Source organism: Mycobacterium sp. OAS707, from assembly GCF_014873705.1.
Lineage (GTDB): Bacteria > Actinomycetota > Actinomycetes > Mycobacteriales > Mycobacteriaceae > Mycobacterium.
Map to the genome: position 1 here is coordinate 562,530 of NZ_JADBDS010000001.1, position 18,802 is coordinate 581,331.

General features: G+C 66.3%; 17 protein-coding genes. 8 read left to right on the forward strand and 9 right to left on the reverse strand.

Features of this window, described 5'->3' with window-relative positions; all coding sequences use genetic code 11:
- The first annotated feature begins 55 nt into the window (after window positions 1-55).
- Window positions 56-1,462 (forward strand): Si-specific NAD(P)(+) transhydrogenase, encoded by a 1,407-nt coding sequence (sthA, locus tag GGC64_RS02715; protein WP_192722371.1) that lies wholly within the window; start codon window positions 56-58, stop codon window positions 1,460-1,462.
- A 4-nt stretch (window positions 1,463-1,466) separates the two neighbouring features.
- On the opposite strand, the gene GGC64_RS02720 is transcribed toward sthA, so the two are convergent.
- Window positions 1,467-2,285 carry a serine protease gene (locus tag GGC64_RS02720; protein WP_192720906.1) on the reverse strand — a complete coding sequence of 273 codons (819 nt, stop codon included), beginning with the start codon at window positions 2,283-2,285 and terminating at the stop codon, window positions 1,467-1,469.
- A gap of 188 nt (window positions 2,286-2,473) precedes the next feature.
- On the opposite strand from GGC64_RS02720, the gene GGC64_RS02725 reads away from it, so the two are divergent.
- The 3 genes from GGC64_RS02725 to GGC64_RS02735 are packed head-to-tail and all read left to right on the forward strand — an operon-like array spanning window position 2,474 to window position 5,212.
- Window positions 2,474-3,442, forward strand: a complete 969-nt coding sequence (locus GGC64_RS02725) for a proteasome assembly chaperone family protein (RefSeq protein ID WP_192720907.1) — start codon at window positions 2,474-2,476, stop codon at window positions 3,440-3,442.
- Window positions 3,443-3,476: 34 nt separating this feature from the next.
- Window positions 3,477-4,499: an alpha/beta fold hydrolase gene (locus tag GGC64_RS02730; RefSeq protein ID WP_192720908.1), complete on the forward strand. Its 1,023-nt coding sequence runs from the start codon at window positions 3,477-3,479 to the stop codon at window positions 4,497-4,499.
- A 26-nt stretch (window positions 4,500-4,525) separates the two neighbouring features.
- Complete coding sequence (locus GGC64_RS02735; RefSeq protein WP_192720909.1) at window positions 4,526-5,212, forward strand: PhzF family phenazine biosynthesis protein; 687 nt, start codon at window positions 4,526-4,528, stop codon at window positions 5,210-5,212.
- A 10-nt stretch (window positions 5,213-5,222) separates the two neighbouring features.
- On the opposite strand, the gene nrdR is transcribed toward GGC64_RS02735, so the two are convergent.
- Both nrdR and GGC64_RS02745 read right to left on the reverse strand, forming a co-directional pair.
- Window positions 5,223-5,687 (reverse strand): transcriptional regulator NrdR, encoded by a 465-nt coding sequence (gene nrdR, locus GGC64_RS02740; RefSeq protein ID WP_192720910.1) that lies wholly within the window; start codon window positions 5,685-5,687, stop codon window positions 5,223-5,225.
- Between the two features lie 159 nt (window positions 5,688-5,846).
- Window positions 5,847-6,308, reverse strand: coding sequence for a LysM peptidoglycan-binding domain-containing protein (locus tag GGC64_RS02745; protein WP_192720911.1), 462 nt, complete (start codon window positions 6,306-6,308; stop codon window positions 5,847-5,849).
- 210 nt (window positions 6,309-6,518) lie between these two features.
- Here GGC64_RS02745 and lexA point away from each other — a divergent pair, with 210 nt between their 5' ends.
- Window positions 6,519-7,229: a transcriptional repressor LexA gene (gene lexA / locus GGC64_RS02750; protein ID WP_192720912.1), complete on the forward strand. Its 711-nt coding sequence runs from the start codon at window positions 6,519-6,521 to the stop codon at window positions 7,227-7,229.
- Here the strand turns inward: lexA and GGC64_RS02755 are convergent.
- Window positions 7,226-9,175: an LGFP repeat-containing protein gene (locus tag GGC64_RS02755; protein WP_192722372.1), complete on the reverse strand. Its 1,950-nt coding sequence runs from the start codon at window positions 9,173-9,175 to the stop codon at window positions 7,226-7,228. The genes lexA and GGC64_RS02755 overlap by 4 nt on opposite strands.
- A gap of 108 nt (window positions 9,176-9,283) precedes the next feature.
- A complete protein-coding gene (locus tag GGC64_RS02760; RefSeq protein ID WP_192720913.1) occupies window positions 9,284-10,444 on the reverse strand; it encodes an acyl-CoA dehydrogenase family protein in 1,161 nt (386 codons plus the stop codon).
- A gap of 123 nt (window positions 10,445-10,567) precedes the next feature.
- On the opposite strand from GGC64_RS02760, the gene GGC64_RS02765 reads away from it, so the two are divergent.
- The 3 genes from GGC64_RS02765 (at window position 10,568) to GGC64_RS02775 (ending at window position 13,716) form a co-directional block, all read left to right on the forward strand.
- Window positions 10,568-12,856 (forward strand): molybdopterin guanine dinucleotide-containing S/N-oxide reductase, encoded by a 2,289-nt coding sequence (locus GGC64_RS02765; protein ID WP_192720914.1) that lies wholly within the window; start codon window positions 10,568-10,570, stop codon window positions 12,854-12,856.
- Window positions 12,853-13,356, forward strand: coding sequence for a hypothetical protein (locus GGC64_RS02770; RefSeq protein WP_192720915.1), 504 nt, complete (start codon window positions 12,853-12,855; stop codon window positions 13,354-13,356). The genes GGC64_RS02765 and GGC64_RS02770 overlap by 4 nt, the downstream gene beginning before the upstream one ends.
- Before the next feature lie 120 nt (window positions 13,357-13,476).
- A complete protein-coding gene (locus GGC64_RS02775; protein WP_192720916.1) occupies window positions 13,477-13,716 on the forward strand; it encodes a CsbD family protein in 240 nt (79 codons plus the stop codon).
- A 70-nt stretch (window positions 13,717-13,786) separates the two neighbouring features.
- On the opposite strand, the gene GGC64_RS02780 is transcribed toward GGC64_RS02775, so the two are convergent.
- The 4 genes from GGC64_RS02780 to dapF all read right to left on the reverse strand — a co-directional run bounded on the left by GGC64_RS02780 (window position 13,787) and on the right by dapF (window position 18,802).
- Window positions 13,787-14,575: a GvpL/GvpF family gas vesicle protein gene (locus tag GGC64_RS02780; RefSeq protein ID WP_192720917.1), complete on the reverse strand. Its 789-nt coding sequence runs from the start codon at window positions 14,573-14,575 to the stop codon at window positions 13,787-13,789.
- 210 nt (window positions 14,576-14,785) lie between these two features.
- Window positions 14,786-16,483 carry an amidase gene (locus GGC64_RS02785; RefSeq protein WP_192720918.1) on the reverse strand — a complete coding sequence of 566 codons (1,698 nt, stop codon included), beginning with the start codon at window positions 16,481-16,483 and terminating at the stop codon, window positions 14,786-14,788.
- Window positions 16,484-17,896 carry a GTPase HflX gene (hflX, locus tag GGC64_RS02790; protein ID WP_192720919.1) on the reverse strand — a complete coding sequence of 471 codons (1,413 nt, stop codon included), beginning with the start codon at window positions 17,894-17,896 and terminating at the stop codon, window positions 16,484-16,486. It abuts the gene before it with no gap.
- A 45-nt stretch (window positions 17,897-17,941) separates the two neighbouring features.
- Window positions 17,942-18,802: a diaminopimelate epimerase gene (dapF, locus tag GGC64_RS02795; protein WP_192720920.1), complete on the reverse strand. Its 861-nt coding sequence runs from the start codon at window positions 18,800-18,802 to the stop codon at window positions 17,942-17,944.

Below are 18,802 nucleotides of genomic sequence, written 5' to 3' on the forward strand. Positions count from 1 at the left end.
GCCCGTCGGCGTGCGAATCGACCTCAAGCGGCGTAGACCTTTTGCCATGGGTTCAATGGTTGAGTACGACCTCGTCGTCATCGGTTCGGGTCCGGGCGGCCAGAAAGCCGCGATCGCAGCGGCAAAGCTCGGCAAGTCGGTGGCGGTCGTTGAGCGCGGTCGGATGCTCGGCGGTGTTTGCGTGAACACCGGAACCATCCCGTCCAAGACGCTGCGCGAGGCCGTCGTCTACCTGACCGGCATGAGCCAGCGCGAACTGTACGGGGCCAGCTACCGCGTCAAGGAGAAGATCACCCCCGGCGACCTGTTGGCGCGGACCAGCCACGTCATCGGCAAGGAGCAGGACGTCGTCCGCTCGCAGTTGATGCGCAACCGCATCGACCTCGTGCAGGGCCATGGCCGGTTCCTCGATGCACACACCGTGCTCGTCGAGGAGCCGACGCGGGGCGAGCGGACCACCGTGGTCGGCGAGTACGTCGTGATTGCGACCGGCACCAAGCCTGCCCGCCCCACGGGTGTCGAGTTCGACGAGGAGCGGGTGCTCGACTCCGACGGGATACTCGACCTCAAGTCGCTGCCGTCCACCATGGTCGTGGTCGGCGCCGGCGTGATCGGGATCGAGTACGCGTCGATGTTCGCCGCGCTGGGCACCAAGGTCACCGTGGTGGAGAAGCGGGACAACATGCTCGACTTCTGCGATCCCGAGATCGTCGAGGCGCTCAAATTCCACCTGCGCGACCTGGCCGTGACGTTCCGGTTCGGCGAGGAGGTCACCGCCGTCGACGTGGGTTCGGCCGGCACCGTCACCACCCTGGCGAGCGGCAAGCAGATCCCCGCGGAAACAGTCATGTACTCGGCGGGCCGCCAAGGCCAGACCGAGCACCTGGATCTGGCCAGCGCCGGCCTCGAAACCGACAGTCGCGGAAGGATTGTCGTCGACAGTAACTTCCAGACGAAGGTCGACCACATCTACGCCGTCGGCGATGTGATCGGCTTCCCCGCGCTGGCCGCCACCTCCATGGACCAGGGCCGGCTGGCCGCCTATCACGCGTTCGGTGAACCCGCGAAGGGCATGACGGATCTGCAGCCGATCGGCATCTACTCGATTCCTGAGGTGTCCTACGTCGGTGCCACCGAAGTCGAACTGACGAAGAACTCGATCCCCTACGAGGTCGGGGTGTCGCGATACCGCGAGCTGGCGCGGGGACAGATCGCCGGTGATTCCTACGGCATGCTCAAACTCCTGGTGTCGACCGACGACCTGAAGTTGTTGGGCGTGCACATCTTTGGCACCAGCGCGACCGAGATGGTGCACATCGGTCAGGCCGTGATGGGCTGCGGTGGCACGGTCGAATACCTTGTCGACGCGGTCTTCAACTATCCGACGTTCTCGGAGGCCTACAAGGTCGCTGCTCTCGACGTGATGAACAAGCTGCGCGCACTCAACCAGTTCCGCACCTAGCCGTCTAGTCGCACTCGTCGTCGAACACCGTCGGCGCGGCGTCACCCGGTCCGCCCGCCTCGGCACGCGACAGCAACCGCTTGACCGCATCATCGAAAGGCGGTGAGTACGAGATGCTTTCGTCTGCGCATCCCCCACCGTTCAGCCCACCGATCACGCCCGCGACTGTCGAACCGTCGATCCACGGTGCGCCGGAAAGTCCGTTGACCAACTCCGCGCAGTCGAACGAGGGAAATCCGTTGGTGGTGGGCGCCGTTGGGGTGCGACAGCCGATCGGGCCGCCCCCGACGCCCATCGCGTAGCCGGCGACGGTGATAACCGTTCCGGGTTTGGGCGCCTGCCCGAGTTTCAGGCCTCCGCCTGCTGACTCTTGCACGGATCCGCCCGCGACCCGGCTCACCCGCGCGATCGCGAAATCGGCCATCGGGTCCTGGTTCTGCACCCACCGGGGGTCGAGATAGACGGCGTCGATGTGCCAGAAGTCCTCAGGTGCGGCGGCGTCGTGCAAGCCGGCAACGAATGTCGCGTCGACGCCCTCTGCCACGCAGTGTGCCGCGGTGAGGATGAGATTACCGGTGGCAGAGTCCAGCACCCCGCCCGTGCAGGTGTGCAGATCGCCTCCCCCAAGGAACACCGCGCCAACCCGCGGATCGGGCGGCATCGGCTTCGCGGTCGGCGACGCGTTGGCAGACTGCGGCGCTTTCGCGGCGGCGGTCGCTGCCGGCTTGACCGGCTCGTGCTTCGCACACGCCTGCGCGGACAGTGGCAACGCGGCCAGCAGGCCGGCCACCAGGGCGGCCCGCCCGGTCGCAGAGAAGCGCATGAGCACCGATCTTGCCCCACCGCGGGGTTTCGCGGTTGCGGCAAATATTCTTCGAGGCTCGGCGAGACCCGCGGCACAGGGCTGGAATGAGATGTCCGCGGTGTCTTGTTCGAACAAATGGGTAGGCAGCAATCGCATCCACCGCGAAATGCGCCACACTTAGACAGACAGGTGCCAGGAGGCGACGAATGACTGAGAACGCCGATCGACCAGAGCAGCACTACCAGCCCGAGCACACCGGGATGTATGAGCTGGAGTTTCCCGCGCCGCAGCTGTCCTCGGCCGACGGCAGCGGCCCGGTGCTGATCCACGCCCTCGAGGGGTTTTCAGACGCCGGACACGCGATCCGGCTGGCTGCCCAGCACCTGAAGAACAGCCTGGACACCGAGCTGGTCGCGTCGTTCGCGATCGACGAACTGCTGGACTACCGGTCGCGGCGGCCGTTGATGACCTTCAAGACCGACCACTTCACCGCCTACGAGGAGCCCGAGCTCAACCTGTACGCGCTGCACGACAGCGTGGGCACGCCGTTTCTGCTGCTCGCGGGCATGGAGCCCGACCTGCGCTGGGAGCGGTTCATCACGGCCGTGCGGTTGCTGGCCGAGCGCCTCGGTGTGCGTCGGGTGATCGGCCTCGGCACCATCCCGATGGCGGTGCCGCATACCCGGCCCATCACGATGACCGCACACTCCAACGACAAGGAACTGATCAACGAGCACACGCCGTGGGTGGGCGAGGTGCAGGTGCCCGGCAGCGTTTCCAACCTGCTGGAGTTCCGGATGGCCCAGCACGGTCACGAAGTGGTCGGCTTTACCGTGCACGTGCCGCACTACCTGGCGCAGACCGATTACCCGTCGGCAGCCGAGGCGCTGCTTTCCGAGGTCGCCAGGAGCGGTTCGCTGCAATTCCCGCTGGCCGAGCTGACGCAGGCCGCCGCCGAAGTGCACGACAAGATAAACGAGCAGGTCGAGGCCAGCAGCGAAGTTGCTCAAGTGGTGGAGGCCCTGGAGCGCCAGTACGATGCGTTCGTCGCCGCTCAGGAGAATCGGTCACTGCTGGCGCGCGACGAAGATCTGCCCAGCGGAGACGAACTCGGCGCCGAGTTCGAGCGGTTCCTCGCACAACAGGCCGACGAGAAACCCAAGGACGACAACTAGCCGCCACGCCGGCCCGACGACGAAGTTGGCTAACTTGACGGAGCGAAAGCCCAATCTGCGCCCCGTGCGGGAACTGACACCCTCGCTGCAGTTCCGCACCATCCACGGATACCGGCGCGCGTTCCGGGTGGCCGGCTCCGGCCCAGCGATCCTGTTGATTCACGGCATCGGCGACAACTCCACCACGTGGAGCACCGTGCAGTCCAAGCTGGCGCAACGGTTCACGGTCATTGCGCCCGATCTGCTGGGCCACGGCAAGTCCGACAAACCCCGCGCCGACTACTCCGTGGCCGCCTACGCCAACGGGATGCGCGACCTGCTGTCGGTCCTCGACATCGACAACGTCACGGTGGTCGGGCATTCGCTCGGTGGCGGCGTCGCCATGCAATTCGCTTATCAGTTCCCGCAATTGGTGGACCGGCTGATTCTTGTCGGCGCAGGCGGGGTGACCAAGGACGTCAACGTCGCGCTGCGGATCGCCTCGTTGCCGATGGGCAGTGAGGCGCTCGCGCTGCTGCGGTTGCCGATGGTGCTGCCCGCGATGCAGGTGGTTGGCCGCGTTGCAGGCGCCGTGTTGGGGTCGACCGGTCTCGGACGCGATCTGCCCGACGTGCTGCGCATCCTTGCCGACCTGCCCGAGCCGACCGCCTCGTCGGCGTTCGCCCGTACGCTGCGTGCAGTCGTGGACTGGCGTGGCCAGGTGGTCACCATGCTGGACCGATGTTATTTGACGCAATCGGTTCCGGTGCAATTGATTTGGGGCGACCGCGACTCGGTGATCCCGGTGGGCCATGCCCGGATGGCGCACGCGGCGATGCCGGGCTCGCAGTTGGAGATCTTCGAAGGTTCCGGGCATTTCCCGTTCCACGACGACCCCGACCGTTTCGTCGAGGTGGTCGAGAAGTTCATCGATTCGAACGATCCTGCGGTGTACGACCAGGAGTACCTGCGCAGCTTGTTGCGGTCGGGCGTCAGTGAGGGTGCGATCTCCGGATCGGTCGACACCAGGGTCGCAGTGCTCGACGCGATGGGCGCCGACGAGCGCAGCGCCACCTGATTCGGCGACCACGTAGCATCGGCCACATGGCCATCGACGTGACAGTGTTGCGCGTTTTCACCGACGAGGACGGCAACTTCGGCAACCCCCTCGGCGTCGTCGACGCCAGTCAAGCCGCCCCGGCGGAACGTCAGCGGATAGCCGCCCAATTGGGTTACAGCGAAACGATATTCATCGACGTGCCGAATCCCGGCACCCCCACCGCGCAGGCCCGCATCTATACGCCTGCCACCGAGTTGCCGTTCGCCGGTCATCCGACGGTTGGCGCATCGTGGTGGCTGCGCGACCGCGGCACCCCAGTGAAAACCCTGCAGGTGCCCGCGGGGCTGGTGCAGGTGACCTATGAGGACGACGTCACCGCCGTGAGTGCGCGCTCGGAGTGGGCGCCGGAGTTCGCCATCTACGACCTGGATTCGACCGACGAACTCTTCGACGCCGACCCGGACGATTACCCCGACGACATCCAGAACTACTTGTGGGCATGGACCGACCGCGAGCGCGGTGTGATCCGATCGCGGATGTTCGCCGCGAATCTCGGCGTGCCCGAGGACGAGGCGACGGGTGCCGCGGCGGTGCGGATCACTGACTACCTCAGCCGCGACCTGACCATCGTGCAGGGCAAGGGCTCGGTGATCCTCACGAGGTGGAGCCCTGAGGGGTGGGTACGCGTCGCCGGTCGCGTCGTAAACGACGGAACCAAACAGATCGACTGAATCGGGCGAATCAGCTCTTCGCGGGGACCTCGCGGGCGGCGCGCAGCGCCTCGATCTCGCGCTCGAAATCCTCGGCTGACTCGAATGATCGATACACCGAGGCGAACCGCAGATAGGCGACCTCGTCGAGTTCCCGCAGCGGACCGAGGATAGCCAGCCCGACTTCGTGGCTGGGCACCTCCGGCGAACCCGTCGCCCGCACTGCGTCCTCCACTTGCTGGGCGAGCATGTTCAACGCGTCGTCGTCGACCTGTCGGCCCTGGCAGGCGCGCCGCACACCCCGGACTACCTTCTCGCGACTGAACGGTTCAGTGACCCCGCTGCGCTTGACCACCGCCAACACGGCCGTCTCCACAGTGGTGAAACGCTTGCCGCACTCCGGGCATGATCTGCGCCGCCGGATCGCCTGCCCCTCGTCGGTTTCGCGGGAATCCACGACCCGGGAATCGGGGTGACGGCAGAACGGACAATGCATCACCGCTCCTTCGCCACGACGACAAACAACTACCTCGAACCTCTTCGAGCGTACCTGCGTGCCACCACCCTGGCCCAGCGTCGGGCCTATTCGGGCGCCTGTCGTCGATGTGGCTACCGAAAGCGCTGTGCGGCAATATCTTTCACCGCTCACGTCGGATCAACTGCCGATGGGTGCGATGAGTGTCTGACCGGCCTGCAGCGCCACCGAATCGAGCTGGTTGAGCTCCTGGATGCGCTCGACGACCTGGCTGACCGGCGAGTCGGGCGCAACGCGGTGTGCCACTTGCTGCAGCGTCTCCCCGGTCTGCACCTGCACCACGGCCAACTTGGCCGGCACGGGCGCGTCGCCTCCGGTCACCCCGCCGAGCTGCGCGACCAGGCCCAGCCACACCGTGATGCCTGCCGCGACAAGGGCAAGCAACACCGTGGTCGCCGGGGTGATCGGCCGCCGGCGATGCGATGCCCGCGACATCAGCACGCCGGTACCGCGGTACCGCATCGGCGCCGCGTCGGGCCTGCTCGCCCGCGGCCGCCTGGTCTCCGCCTGGCGGGACCGCGGCCTGACCACCGGCCTGAGGACCGAATCCGAGTGGATTTCTCGCGTGTCGAGGATCGCCATCTGCTTGCCTTCCGTTCCGGCTTTGTTCGCTCTTGTGTTCGAATGCTATCGCTCATGTGTTCGATTTGTAGAACATGTGATCGAACTGTTGCCAAACGATAGGACAGCCCACCGACAAATTCCGGCCATGCGATCCGCCGGCCGTCCCACAGGCGACACGCCTCGAACACATGTTTGATTATTGGATCGGCGCGGACTACATTCGGCGCCATGAGCGATGACAGCCACCCGAGTGAAGGCACTGCCGGCGCCGATAGCCCCGGACGCCGAGGCATCGACAGAGGCCTGACCGAGCGTCAGCGCACCATCCTCGAAGTCATCCGCGCCTCGGTGACCAGTCGTGGCTACCCGCCCAGCATCAGGGAGATCGGCGATGCGGTCGGGCTGACGTCGACCTCGTCGGTGGCCCATCAACTGCGCACGCTGGAGCGCAAGGGCTACCTGCGACGCGATCCGAACCGCCCACGTGCGGTCGATGTCCGCGGTTCCGACGAAGGGGTCACGCCGATCGTCGCTACCGACGTCGCGGGCTCAGACGCCCTCCCGGAACCCACATTCGTCCCGGTGCTCGGCCGCATTGCCGCGGGCGGACCGATCCTGGCCGAAGAGGCGGTCGAAGATGTCTTCCCACTTCCGCGCGAATTGGTCGGCGAGGGGTCGCTGTTCCTGCTGAAGGTGGTCGGCGATTCGATGGTCGACGCGGCCATCTGCGACGGTGACTGGGTGGTGGTGCGTCAGCAGAACGTGGCCGACAACGGCGACATCGTCGCGGCCATGATCGACGGCGAGGCCACGGTCAAGACTTTCAAGCGCACCCGCGGTCAGGTGTGGCTGATGCCGCACAACCCGGCGTTCGATCCCATCCCCGGCAATGACGCGGCCGTGCTCGGCAAGGTCGTCACGGTGATCCGCAAGATCTAATTCGCCCTGACGAAACCGTTGGTGCGGGCGAGTTCCTCGCTGGCGAACCAGATTTCGGCGCGCGCGTCATCGTAGAGGGTGGTGCCCGGCGCCCAGTACAACCCCGTCTTGGTGTCCGCCTTGATCGGGTAGCCCTCTGGCGCCTCGTCGGGATCGTCAAGCGGCAGATGCAGCGCGGTGCCGTTGGGCGACGGTTCGTCGATCTCGATCCGCGCGTGACGTCCGGTGTCGGTCAAGGGGTCGCGTTCCCCGCCGGTCGGCAGCCGGGTCGGCGTGGTGTCGACCTTATCGGGGTCTTCGTCACTGTCTTGTGGCGCAACGTCTTTCACGGCTCCCGGTGCGGTGAACCGTTCGCGCGTGGTGTCGGCTTCGTCGTCGTCCTCGTCAGCCTCTTCGGCGTCGTCGGGAGGTTCGGGCGGCGCGCCCCATACGCTCATCGGCGAGGGGTGGTGCTCCTCGCCGCCGGACATCGACGGCGGCGAACCCAGCCCCTGGTTCGCATAGCGACTGCTGAACAGTTCCGCGGAATGATCGTCTGGATACGACGACCCGAATTCGTCCTCGTCCTCGTCATCGAAGAAGTCGTCGTCGGCGCGGCCCCGACGGTTGCGCATCGCCGCGACCGCTACCAGTCCCACCAACACCGCCACCGGAATGATCGCAAGCAGCCACCACCAGCTCCACGCAAACCACTTCGTGCCGTTGCTATTTGAGCTCTGCGGGTTGGCGGGCGGCGCCTTGGGTGCTTCCTGTCCCGGCACCTGCAACCCGGCGAGCTGCGAAGCCAGGCTCGCGGGCTCGGTGCTGAAGGAATTCTTGGAGCGATCCCAGGAAACGACGCCACCGCTGAACCGCTGTGTGACCACATTCCCGTTCTCGGTCTGGTCGGCCATGGGGGCGCCAAGCGCGCCCGTTGCGCCGCCCAGCTTGTCCCAGGCCGCGTTCATCGCGCCGCGCACGATGACGGCACCGTAGTCGGGCGTCCAGAAGATGACCGGCTGGTCCTTACCGGAGAAGGTGGTCATCCGGCTGTTGGGCAGACCGCCGTCGACCTCACTGGTGGCCGGCAGGCCCAAGTCGCCCTGCGGCCCTCCGACAGTTTCGTACTTCGCCAGAACCTGTCCGGTGACGACATTGGCTCCCGTAGCCGGGCTGTAGAAGATCTTGCCGCCGGCGAAATTCTGGCCGAGTCCGTCGGTGCCGATCTTGTACGGCTCGCCTTGCGCTGCGCCCAGCGGACCAAGCGGTCCCCCCGCGGCGCGCCGTGCCGCGTTGATCGCCGACGTCGGGTCCTCCGGAATCTGCAGGTCGGCTAGCTGTGCGGCGAGCTCAGGCGGAACCGTCGTGAAGGTTTTGGACTTTCTGTCGTAGGACACCTCACCGTTGGTGAACTTCTGGGTGACGACGTTGCCGCGATACGTCTCGTCGTCGGTTGGCACGCCCAGCTGTCCCGCCGACCCGCCCAGCTTGTCCCAGGCAGCGTTGATCGGCCCGCGAACGACCCGCGCGCCGGTGTCCGACGTCCAGAAGATGACCGGGTTGTCCGGCGCGCTGAACGTGGTGTTGCGGCTGTCAGGAGCCTTCCCCGCGCCTTCGTCGATCGTCGGGAAGCCGAGGTCGCCGTCCGCGGGCCCGCCCAGCGACATGTATTTGTCGAGGATCGCGCCCATCATGGCGTGGGCGCCGGTGGCCGGTGTGAAGAAGATCTTGCCGCCGGGAAAGTTCTGGCCGAAGCCGTCACCGGCCGGATAGACGCCGCCGTCCTTCGGGCCGAGCGGGCCGGTATCGCCGCCGGTGGCCTGCCACGCCGCCGTGATCGCGGCATCGGCATCGTCCTGGGGGGTGGCCACCGCGACGGGTGCGAACCAGAGCAGCGCCGCAGCACTCAGCAGGCCGATGGTCGTTCGCGCGATCAGGCCCCTGCCCACCATGCCCCGTTTCGTCATCAGACAGGTCACGTTGATGATGGCGTTCGTGACCATGCCAGACGACGATAACCAAGCTCGACGTGCGATACGGCGCAACCCGGTGTTCGGCGTGCCGTTGCGCGTTGGCTAGACGCCCATGCTGCGGCCGATGATCTCCTTCATGATCTCTGTGGTGCCGCCGTAGATGGTCTGCACGCGGGCGTCGAGATACGCCCTGGCGACCGGATATTCGCGCATGTAGCCATAGCCGCCGTGTAGTTGCAGGCATCGGTCGATCAGATGCACCTGCTTTTCGGTGGAGTACCACTTCGCCATCGCCGCCTGCTCGGCGGTCAGCTTCTCCTCGAGATGTAGCTTGAGGAACTCGTCGACCATCATGCGCACCACGGTGGCCTCGGTGGCGAGCTCGGCCAACAGGAACCGGCTGTTCTGCTGGCTACCGATCGGGCGGCCAAATGCCTTGCGCTCCTTGGTGTATTGCAGGGTCTCCTCGAGAACGGCCTCCATCGCCGCGGCCGCCATCACTGCGATGCCGATCCGCTCCTGGGGCAGATTCTGCATCAGGTAAATGAAGCCGTGGCCCTCCTCGCCGAGCAGGTTCTCCGCGGGCACCTTCACGTCGGTGAAGGACAGTTCTGCGGTGTCCTGAGCGTCGAGGCCGATCTTGTCGAGTTTGCGGCCGCGCTCGAAACCCTCCATTTCACGCTCGACGACGAGCAGCGAGAAACCCATCGCGCCCTTGTCCGGATCGGTCTGGGCCACCACGATCACCAGGTCGGCGTTGATCCCGTTGGTGATGAATGTCTTCGCACCGTTGAGGATGTAATGGTCGCCCTCTTTGACGGCGCGCGTCTTGATGCCCTGCAGGTCGCTGCCGGTGCCCGGTTCGGTCATCGCGATCGCGGTGATGGTCTCCCCGGTGCAGAACTGCGGCAGCCACCGCTGCTTCTGCTCTTCGTTCGCCAATCGCAGCAGGTAGGGCATGACGACATCGTTGTGAAGGCCGAAGCCGATGCCGCTGTACCGCCCAGCGACGGTCTCCTCGTTGATGACCACGTTGTAGCGGAAGTCCGGATTGCCACCGCCGCCGTACTCCTCGGGCACCGCCATGCCGAGAAAGCCCTGCTTACCGGCTTCCAGCCAGACGCCGCGGTCGACGATCTTCTCTCGCTCCCACTGCTCGTGGTACGGCGCCACGTGCCGCTCGAGGAAGGCGCGATAGGACTCGCGGAACAGATCGTGCTCGGGCTCGAACAGGGTGCGGTCGTATTTGACGACGCTGCCCATGGCGGACCTCCATGAGTTGGTACGGGCTGTTACCGCCAAACGTACCCCATCCAACCGGATGGTTGGGCGGTGGGCGGTGTCGTCGACCAGAGACTGTCGTGAGCAGGACTTAGACTCGCTGGCGTGCCGCATGCCCCGACGAGCCTGACGCATTGGGGCGGATTCTCGGCGGAGATCGAGTCCGGCGACATCGCTTCGGTGACAGCACTGGCCTGCGACGCCGACCCGTCTCCACTGCTGGGAAACCTGCCCGGCGCGATCCGGCATCGTGCCCGCATCGCAACCCCGGCGGTCCGGCGCGGCTGGTTGCGCGACGGGCCCGGGCCGAGCTCACGTCGCGGCGCCGACGAGTTCGTCTCCGTCTCATGGGACGAGCTCACCGAACTGCTGTCCGGTGAGCTGAAGCGGGTCATCGACGCACACGGAAACGAGGCCATTTTCGGCGGCTCGTACGGCTGGGCCAGCGCCGGCCGGTTTCACCACGCCCAGAGCCAAGTCCATCGGTTCCTCAAACTCCTTGGCGGATATACCTTTTCGCGACATTCCTACAGCCTCGGCGCCACCGGCGTCATCATGCCGCGGGTGGTGGGCACGCACAACGACCTGTTCAAGCGATCCACCGCGTGGGACGTCATCGTCGAGCACACGGATCTGCTGGTCTGCTTCGGCGGACTTGCCATGAAGAACACCGGAACCAACCACGGCGGCACCACCAGGCACCCGGCCCGCGACGCGCTACGCCGGTTCCGCGACCGTGGCGGACGCATCGTCTCGTTCTCGCCGTTGCGCGACGACGTCGACGGCGACTGCGAATGGCACGCGCCGGTGCCCGGCACCGATGTCGCGATCATGCTGGCGCTGGCCTACGTGTTGGCAACCGAATCGCTGGCCGATCGGGACTTCCTGAGCACCTACTGCACCGGCTATGACCGCTTCGAGCGCTATCTGCTCGGTCTCGACGACGGCGTGCCGAAATCCCCGCACTGGGCCGCACAGATCTGCGGATTGCCCGCCGAGGAGCTGACAGCGCTTGCGCGACGGATGGCTGCGGCGCGCACCATCGTCACCGTCAGCTGGTCGCTACAGCGGATCCGGCACGGTGAGCAGGCGCCGTGGATGGGACTCACGCTCGCCGCGATGCTTGGCCAAATCGGCCTTCCCGGAGGCGGTTTCGGGCACGGCTACGGCTCCATGAACGAACCGGGTCTGCCGCCGCTGCGCTTTGGGCTGCCCAAACTGCCGCAGGGTCCCAACCCGGTGCAGACGTTCATCCCCGTTGCGGCCATCAGCGACATGCTGCTGCACCCCGGCGAACCGTTCGACTACAACGGCAGGCGGCTGACCTACCCCGATATCAAATTGGTGTACTGGGCAGGCGGCAACCCGTTTCACCACCACCAGAACATTGCGCGGTTGCGGCGCGCGCTCGGCCGCGTCGACACGATCGTCGTGCACGACCCGTACTGGACCGCGATGGCCAAACACGCCGACATCGTCGTCCCGTCGACCACCGCTTTCGAGCGCGACGACTACTCGGGCTCGCGCAACGATCCGGTGCTGATGGCCATGCCGAAACTCGCAGAGCCCTATGCGCAGTCCCGCGACGACTACACCACATTCGCAGCCCTGGCCGAGGCCCTCGGGTTCGGCAGTCAATTCACCGAGGGCCGCACCGCGCAGCAGTGGTTGGTGCACCTATACGAGAAGTGGGCGGCAGAACTGGATTTCGCGGCGCCGGCCTTCGAGGAGTTCTGGGCGACGGGACAGCTTCGGTTGCCCACCGAGCACGGGCTGACGCTGCTGGCGGACTTCCGCGCGGATCCGGTGACGCACCGGTTGAACACGCCGAGCGGGCGCATCGAGATCTTCTCCGCCGACATCGACGGCTTCGGCTACGACGACTGCGCCGGCCACCCGACGTGGTTCGAGCCCTCCGAATGGCTCGGCGGCGCTCGCGCTGCCGCTTACCCGCTGCACCTGCTGGCGAACCAACCCGCCACGCGGCTGCACAGTCAGTTGGACATCGGCGCGGTCAGCCAGGCTTCCAAAGTACAAGGGCGTGAACCCATCCGGATGCATCCCGCCGACGCCGGGGCGCGCGGACTGGCCGACGGCGACGTGGTGCGGGTGTTCAACGACCGCGGCGCCTGCCTGGCCGGGGTCGTGATCGACGACCGCCTTCGCCGCGATGTGGTGCAATTGTCGACCGGTGCGTGGTTCGACCCGGCCGATCCCACCGACCCGAACACCATGTGTGTGCATGGGAATCCGAATGTGCTCACCGATGACACCGGCACGTCGTCGTTGGCGCAGGGCTGCACGGGCGCACACGTGCTGGTCGAGGTGGAGAAGTTCACCGACCCGCTGCCACCGGTGCGGGCACATGAGCCACCGGCGATCGTGGACCGATGACCGAGGCGCTGACGGTCGAAGAGCGCGGCCGGACAATCACATTCACGTTCGAGGACATGATGCGCTATCACGGTCCGCACTCCCCCGCCGGAGTCGCAATAGCGTTCAAGGCCATGCAGCGTGCATTCGCAGCGCTATCCCCCGACCGTGCTCCTGAACGTCGAACAATCCACATACGCACGGCTTTTCGGGGTCCCGGGGCGCGCGACGGCTTCGAAGTCGTGACGCGGGCGGTGTCCGACGGCCGCTACACCGTCGACCGCACGCTGGTCAGGACGGACCGCGGTCGGCTACTCGAGGATTTCGTGTTCATCGTCGGCATCGGCGACGGCTCCGCCACGCTGCTGCTGCGCCAAGGATTCGTCACCGATGAATTCATTGATCTGGCACGCACCGAAAACCGCACCGATGTACAGGAGCGACGGCTCGACGAGTTGAAGGCCCAACTGGCTCAACGGGTGATGAGTGCAAGAGGCGAGGACCTGTTCGACACCGCCTGATGGACGTGAGCTGGCCCACTATCTACCCGCCATATGTTTGCCGACCCGCGGTTTTGGGGATTCCGGGGGCACGTGATCGCCCGATCACACGTGATCGTCCCGATCAGGAGGGTGAAGTCAATGTCAGACAAGAACAGTGGGCCCGAGGAAGCAATCAAGGGCGTCGTCGAGGGCGTTAAGGGCAAGGCCAAAGAGGTAGTCGGCGCCGTCGCGGGCCGCGATGACCTTTATCGCGAAGGCCAGGCACAGCAGGACAAGGCCGACGCCCAGCGCAATGCCGCGCAGAAAGAGGCCGAAGCCGAAAGCGCTCGGGCCGCAGCCAAGACCGCTGAGAAGCGCCAGGAAGCCGAGCAGCGGTAACACCTTAACGGAATACGCACAGACGCAAGGGAACCCGAGGGGAACCTTGCGTCTGTTCGTATTTGTTGCGTCAGATCGCGATCAGATCTTCAGCAAACGAGTAGGGCGGCCACGGTCCGGTCACTTCGATTGTTATTCTGGCAGTTGACTTTTCGAGCGCGGTGATGGTTTCCATGAACAGGCCCACCACATCACCGTCCACCAGATAGGACCCGTCGAGCACCGTCCAGGGACCCTTGCCCGACGGGTTGTCATCGACCGGCGATTTCCGCTTACCGTCGACGGCACAGCGCAACAGAACCACGTGTATCCGGTCGGCCTCCGCCGCCGCTAGTTGGTATCCCTCGTGCTGGGCGGCGAGCTGCCGTCGTCGACGCAATAGGTGTGCAGCAGGCGACAGACCCGCCGTGGACGCTGAATGAATCAAATCGCCTTGAATTGCCAGGCTTTTGGGGTCTGCATACGCTTTCACACCGAGTTCGTCTCGGCCCGACATCCGGCGCAGTGCCATGTCAATGTCCTCGTGCTCGTTCAGTAGAAGCTGGCAGACTCGCCGGTCGTCGCGGTAGATCGTGGCCGGGCGCACTGGAAGCACAGGGCCGCCGCCGCGCACCGCGCTGACCACCGCGTTATGCGCGCGGGCATTGGCCGCGAACCAATCGGCATCGTTGAAGTTGCGTGCCAGGCCCTCCCCCCTGAACTCGTCGAGCCCGACGGTGCCGACCACTGCCGCCAGACCACCGCCGAGGACGGCGCGCACGGGTTCGTCGGCGACCCCGCGCAGGTCGGCCGTGTGCTTCTCAGCGCAGACCGCCCGCGTGATCGCGTACACCCAGACCCCGAGGTCCTCATCGGCCATCCGTCACAACCTTTGCTTGTTCAACCATCGGGCGCTTCGCCCATCCATCAGCACTACCCGCTTAACGCCCGCGTCAACCACAACTGTCCAGGTAGACACATGTTTTTTCGCAGCCGTAAACGGTGCAAACCTGGGCCGATAGCTGATTACTTACAGAAACGTCTATTTTCTGGCGCTGCCTCGCGGCCGGGTTTCGCTGCGCTACTCGAGTCAGCCGACAGCCGGGGTCCGCGGTGGCGGCGTCCGTCGTGTCCCGGTCGCCTCGAATGCGACGGCGATTCTCAGCAGGGCGACGTCGTCATGGGCGCGACCGGCGAATGTCAGCCCCACCGGCATGCCGATGTCGGCCATGGTGCCCATCGGCACGGTCACGGTGGGGATTCCGAGGTGCCGAATCGCCAGATTCCCGTTGGCAACCCACACGCCGTTGCGCCACCCGAGGTCGGCCGACGCCTCGTTGACATCCATGTCGGCGGGGCCGACATCCGCGACGGCAGGGAAGACGACCGCGTCCAAGCCGAGACTGTCCATCCACTGCTCGAGGTCGATGCGACGGGTCTCCTCGAGACCGCGCAGCCCCTCCTCCAGATGCGGGATCTCGAGAAACGACTTCCTCGGGTGGTTCCTCACGAGCGCCGGATAGCTTGCGATGTCGTCGTCGAACCCGGTGTACCGGTCTGGTAGCGCACCCGGCGGATGCGGGAAGATGCGTGAGCCGTCCACATCCGCCAACCCGTTCAGCGCGGGGTCGCCGTTGTCGTCGAGAAAGTCGTCCCATGCCCACGCGCTGAGGTCGAGCAGCTCGCGGGCCAGGTACTGCGGACTGACCAACCCGCGGCTGAAAACCGTTGGTGTGCCCGGCCGATCGCCTTCGTAGTTGCTGACCACGGGGAAGTCGACCTCAACGACTTCGGCGCCTGCGGCCTCGAGGTCTCGCCGTGCCGAGGCGAACAAGGCCAGCACCGACGGCCGTGTGTCGATGCGTCGACCCGTCGGGCCGCCGATACCCGGTCTTTCGGCGGTGCCTGCGTCGGGGTCGGCGTTGATGTACATGCGGGGAACGCCGAAGCGTGCGCCGGCGAGGCGTGCGGGCGGCAACTGCCGGTATGCCGCCGGCCGGTGCTCGCTGGGGCGAGGCAGCGTGATCCAGGGCTGGCTGCGCCAGAAATCGCCGCGCGCATTTGCGTCGTCGGCGACGATCACGTCGAGCACCTCGAGCAGGTCGGCCATCGTCCTGGTGTGCGGCACAACGACATCCATCGTCGGCACCAGCGGCCAGCCACCCCGCACGGAGATCACGCCGCGCGACGGTGTGTATGCGCACAGCGCATTGTTCGATGCGGGCGCCCGGCCGGATGACCACGTCTCCTCGCCAATGCCGAAGGCGCACAACGACGCAGCGGTCGCGGTGCCCGATCCGTTCGACGATCCGGATCCGAATGCGGCCGTGAGATAGTCGGCGTTGTAAGGGCTTTCCGCGCGACCGTACAGGCCCCGCTGCATCCCGCCGTTGGCCATCGGCGGCATGTTCGTCAGCCCGATCAGCACCGCCCCTGCCTCGCGCAGCCGCTCGATCACAAAGGAGTCCCTCTGGGCCACCAGATCGGCGAACGCGGGGCTGCCCGCGGCAACCGTGAGCCCGCGAGCCCGGTAACTGTCCTTGGCGGTGTACGGGATGCCGTCCAACGGCCCGCGGGTCCGCCCGCTCGCGCGGCGCACGTCCGATGCCTGCGCGTCAGCGCGGGCGTGCGGGTTGAGCACCACCACAGCATTGAGGCGGATACCGGCGTGGTCATAGACGGCGATTCGCCGCAGATATCTTTCCAGCAGCTCGACCGCGGTCACCTGACCGGAGTCGAGCGCGGCGCGTAACTGCGCGACCGACGCTTCGACGACGTCGAACGACACTTAGAACGACGCGAACTCTTGCAGGCTGGCCGCCAACGGGACCGGCACGCGCGCCTTGATTCTGGTGCCGTCGGCGGTGTGCTCGGTGGCATCGACGCGGCCGTCGGCGTGCACCTTGTTGACCAGGTCGCCGCGGTCGTACGGAATGGTCACGTCGACCATGGTGTCGGTTGACTCGATCATCGCGGCCATCCGTTGCTGCAGACGGTCCAGCCCGTCGCCGGTGCGTGCCGATACGAACACAGCGTCGGGCAATGCACTGCGCAGCTGCGCCAGCGTCAGGCCATCGGCCGCGTCGATCTTGTTGACCACCAACAACTCTGGCGCCGGCTTACCGTCATGCTCGGCGATCACTTCGTTGACCACCTGCCGCACCGCGTTGATCTGCGCCAGCGGGTTCACATCGGAGCCGTCGACCACGTGCACCAGCAGGGTGGCGTCGACGACCTCCTCCAGCGTGGACCGGAACGCCTCGACCAGCTGCGTCGGCAGATGCCGCACGAAGCCGACCGTGTCGGTCAGCACGAACGGCCTGCCATCCGCGAATTCGCCACGTCGCGTGGTCGGTTCGAGCGTCGCGAACAACGCGTTCTCGACCAGCACACCCGCGCCGGTCAGCGCGTTGAGCAGGCTGGACTTGCCGGCGTTCGTGTAGCCGACGATCGCGATGGACGGCACGTCACTGGTCAGCCGCTTGCTGCGCTGCGTGTCGCGGACCTTCTTCATGTCCTTGATCTCGCGTCGCAGCTTGGACATCCGTTCACGGATGCGGCGACGGTCGGTCTCGATCTTCGTCTCACCGGGACCACGCAGGCCCACGCCGCCACCGCTGCCGCCCGCACGGCCGCCTGCCTGCCGCGACATCGACTCGCCCCAGCCGCGCAGCCTGGGCAGCATGTACTCCATCTGTGCGTACGCCACCTGCGCTTTGCCTTCTCGGCTGGTGGCGTGCTGGGCGAAGATGTCGAGAATCAGCGCGGTTCGGTCGATGACCTTGACCTTGACGGCCTTCTCCAGCGCTGTCAGCTGGGCAGGACTCAGTTCGCCGTCGCAGATCACGGTGTCGGCGCCGGTGGCGAGGACGACCTCGCGAAGCTCCTGGGCCTTGCCGGAGCCGATGTATGTCGACGGGTCCGGCTTGTCGCGACGCTGGACGAGGCCTTCGAGCACTTCGGAGCCCGCCGTCTCGGCGAGCGCAGCCAATTCGGCCATGCTCGCGTCGGCGTCGGCGGCGCTGCCTTCGGTCCAAACACCAACCAGCACAACGCGTTCCAGTCGCAGCTGGCGGTACTCGACCTCGGAGACGTCGGCCAGCTCGGTCGAAAGACCGGCCACGCGGCGCAACGCCGTGCGGTCTTCGAGGGCGAGCTCACCCGCGCTTGGGGTGCCGGGGCGAAAATCGGGATACGTCATAAGTGATTACAGATTTGCACGGCTACCTGCACGCGTGCACCCCAATTAACGCTGCGCAACGCGCCACCATTCCTCCGACAACTCCCCCTGCGCCACGAGCACCGACGGCCCGCGCAGGAAACTGCTGGCATCCGTGACTGTGACAGTGACGTCGCCACCGGGAACGCGCACATGCAGCGTGCCGGTGGTCGCCCCCTCGAACGCCAGTGCCGCCACCGCCGCGGCGACGGTCCCGGTGCCACACGATCGCGTCTCTCCGACACCTCTTTCGTGTACCCGCATCGATACGGCTCCATCATGCGGGGCAGTGAGAACCTCGACGTTGACGCCCTCGGGGAACTGCGTGCGGTCGAACGAAACCGGCGCGCCGACGTCGAGGGCCGCGAGCTCGTCGATGGTCAGGTCGGCATCGACGCATGCCAGATGTGGGTTGCCCACGTCGATGGCCAATCCCGCGAACGGCCGTCCGCCGACGATCGCCTCGCCTGTGCCGAGTTGGTTGACCTTGCCCATCTCGACCGTGACGTCCGCGGTGGTGTCGTCCCACTGGTGCAGCACCACCGGGCGCGGCCCGGCCAGCGAGCCGACGACGAACTCGTCGCGGCTCTCCAGCCCGCTGACCCGCAAGTAGTGCGCAAAGACCCGAACGCCGTTGCCGCACATCTGCGCGATGGATCCGTCGGCGTTGCGGTAGTCCATGTACCAGTCGCCGGCCGCCACGCCCTCGGGCAGCCGGTCGAGGCCGGCGGCACCGGCCTTCGTCACCCGCAGCACCCCGTCGGCGCCAAGGCCCCGGCGCCGGTCGCACAGCGCAGCCACCGCGGCAGGCGTCAACGACAGCCGGCCTGCGGGGTCGGGCAACAGCACGAAGTCATTCAGCGTGCCGTGGCCTTTGGCGAATTCCAC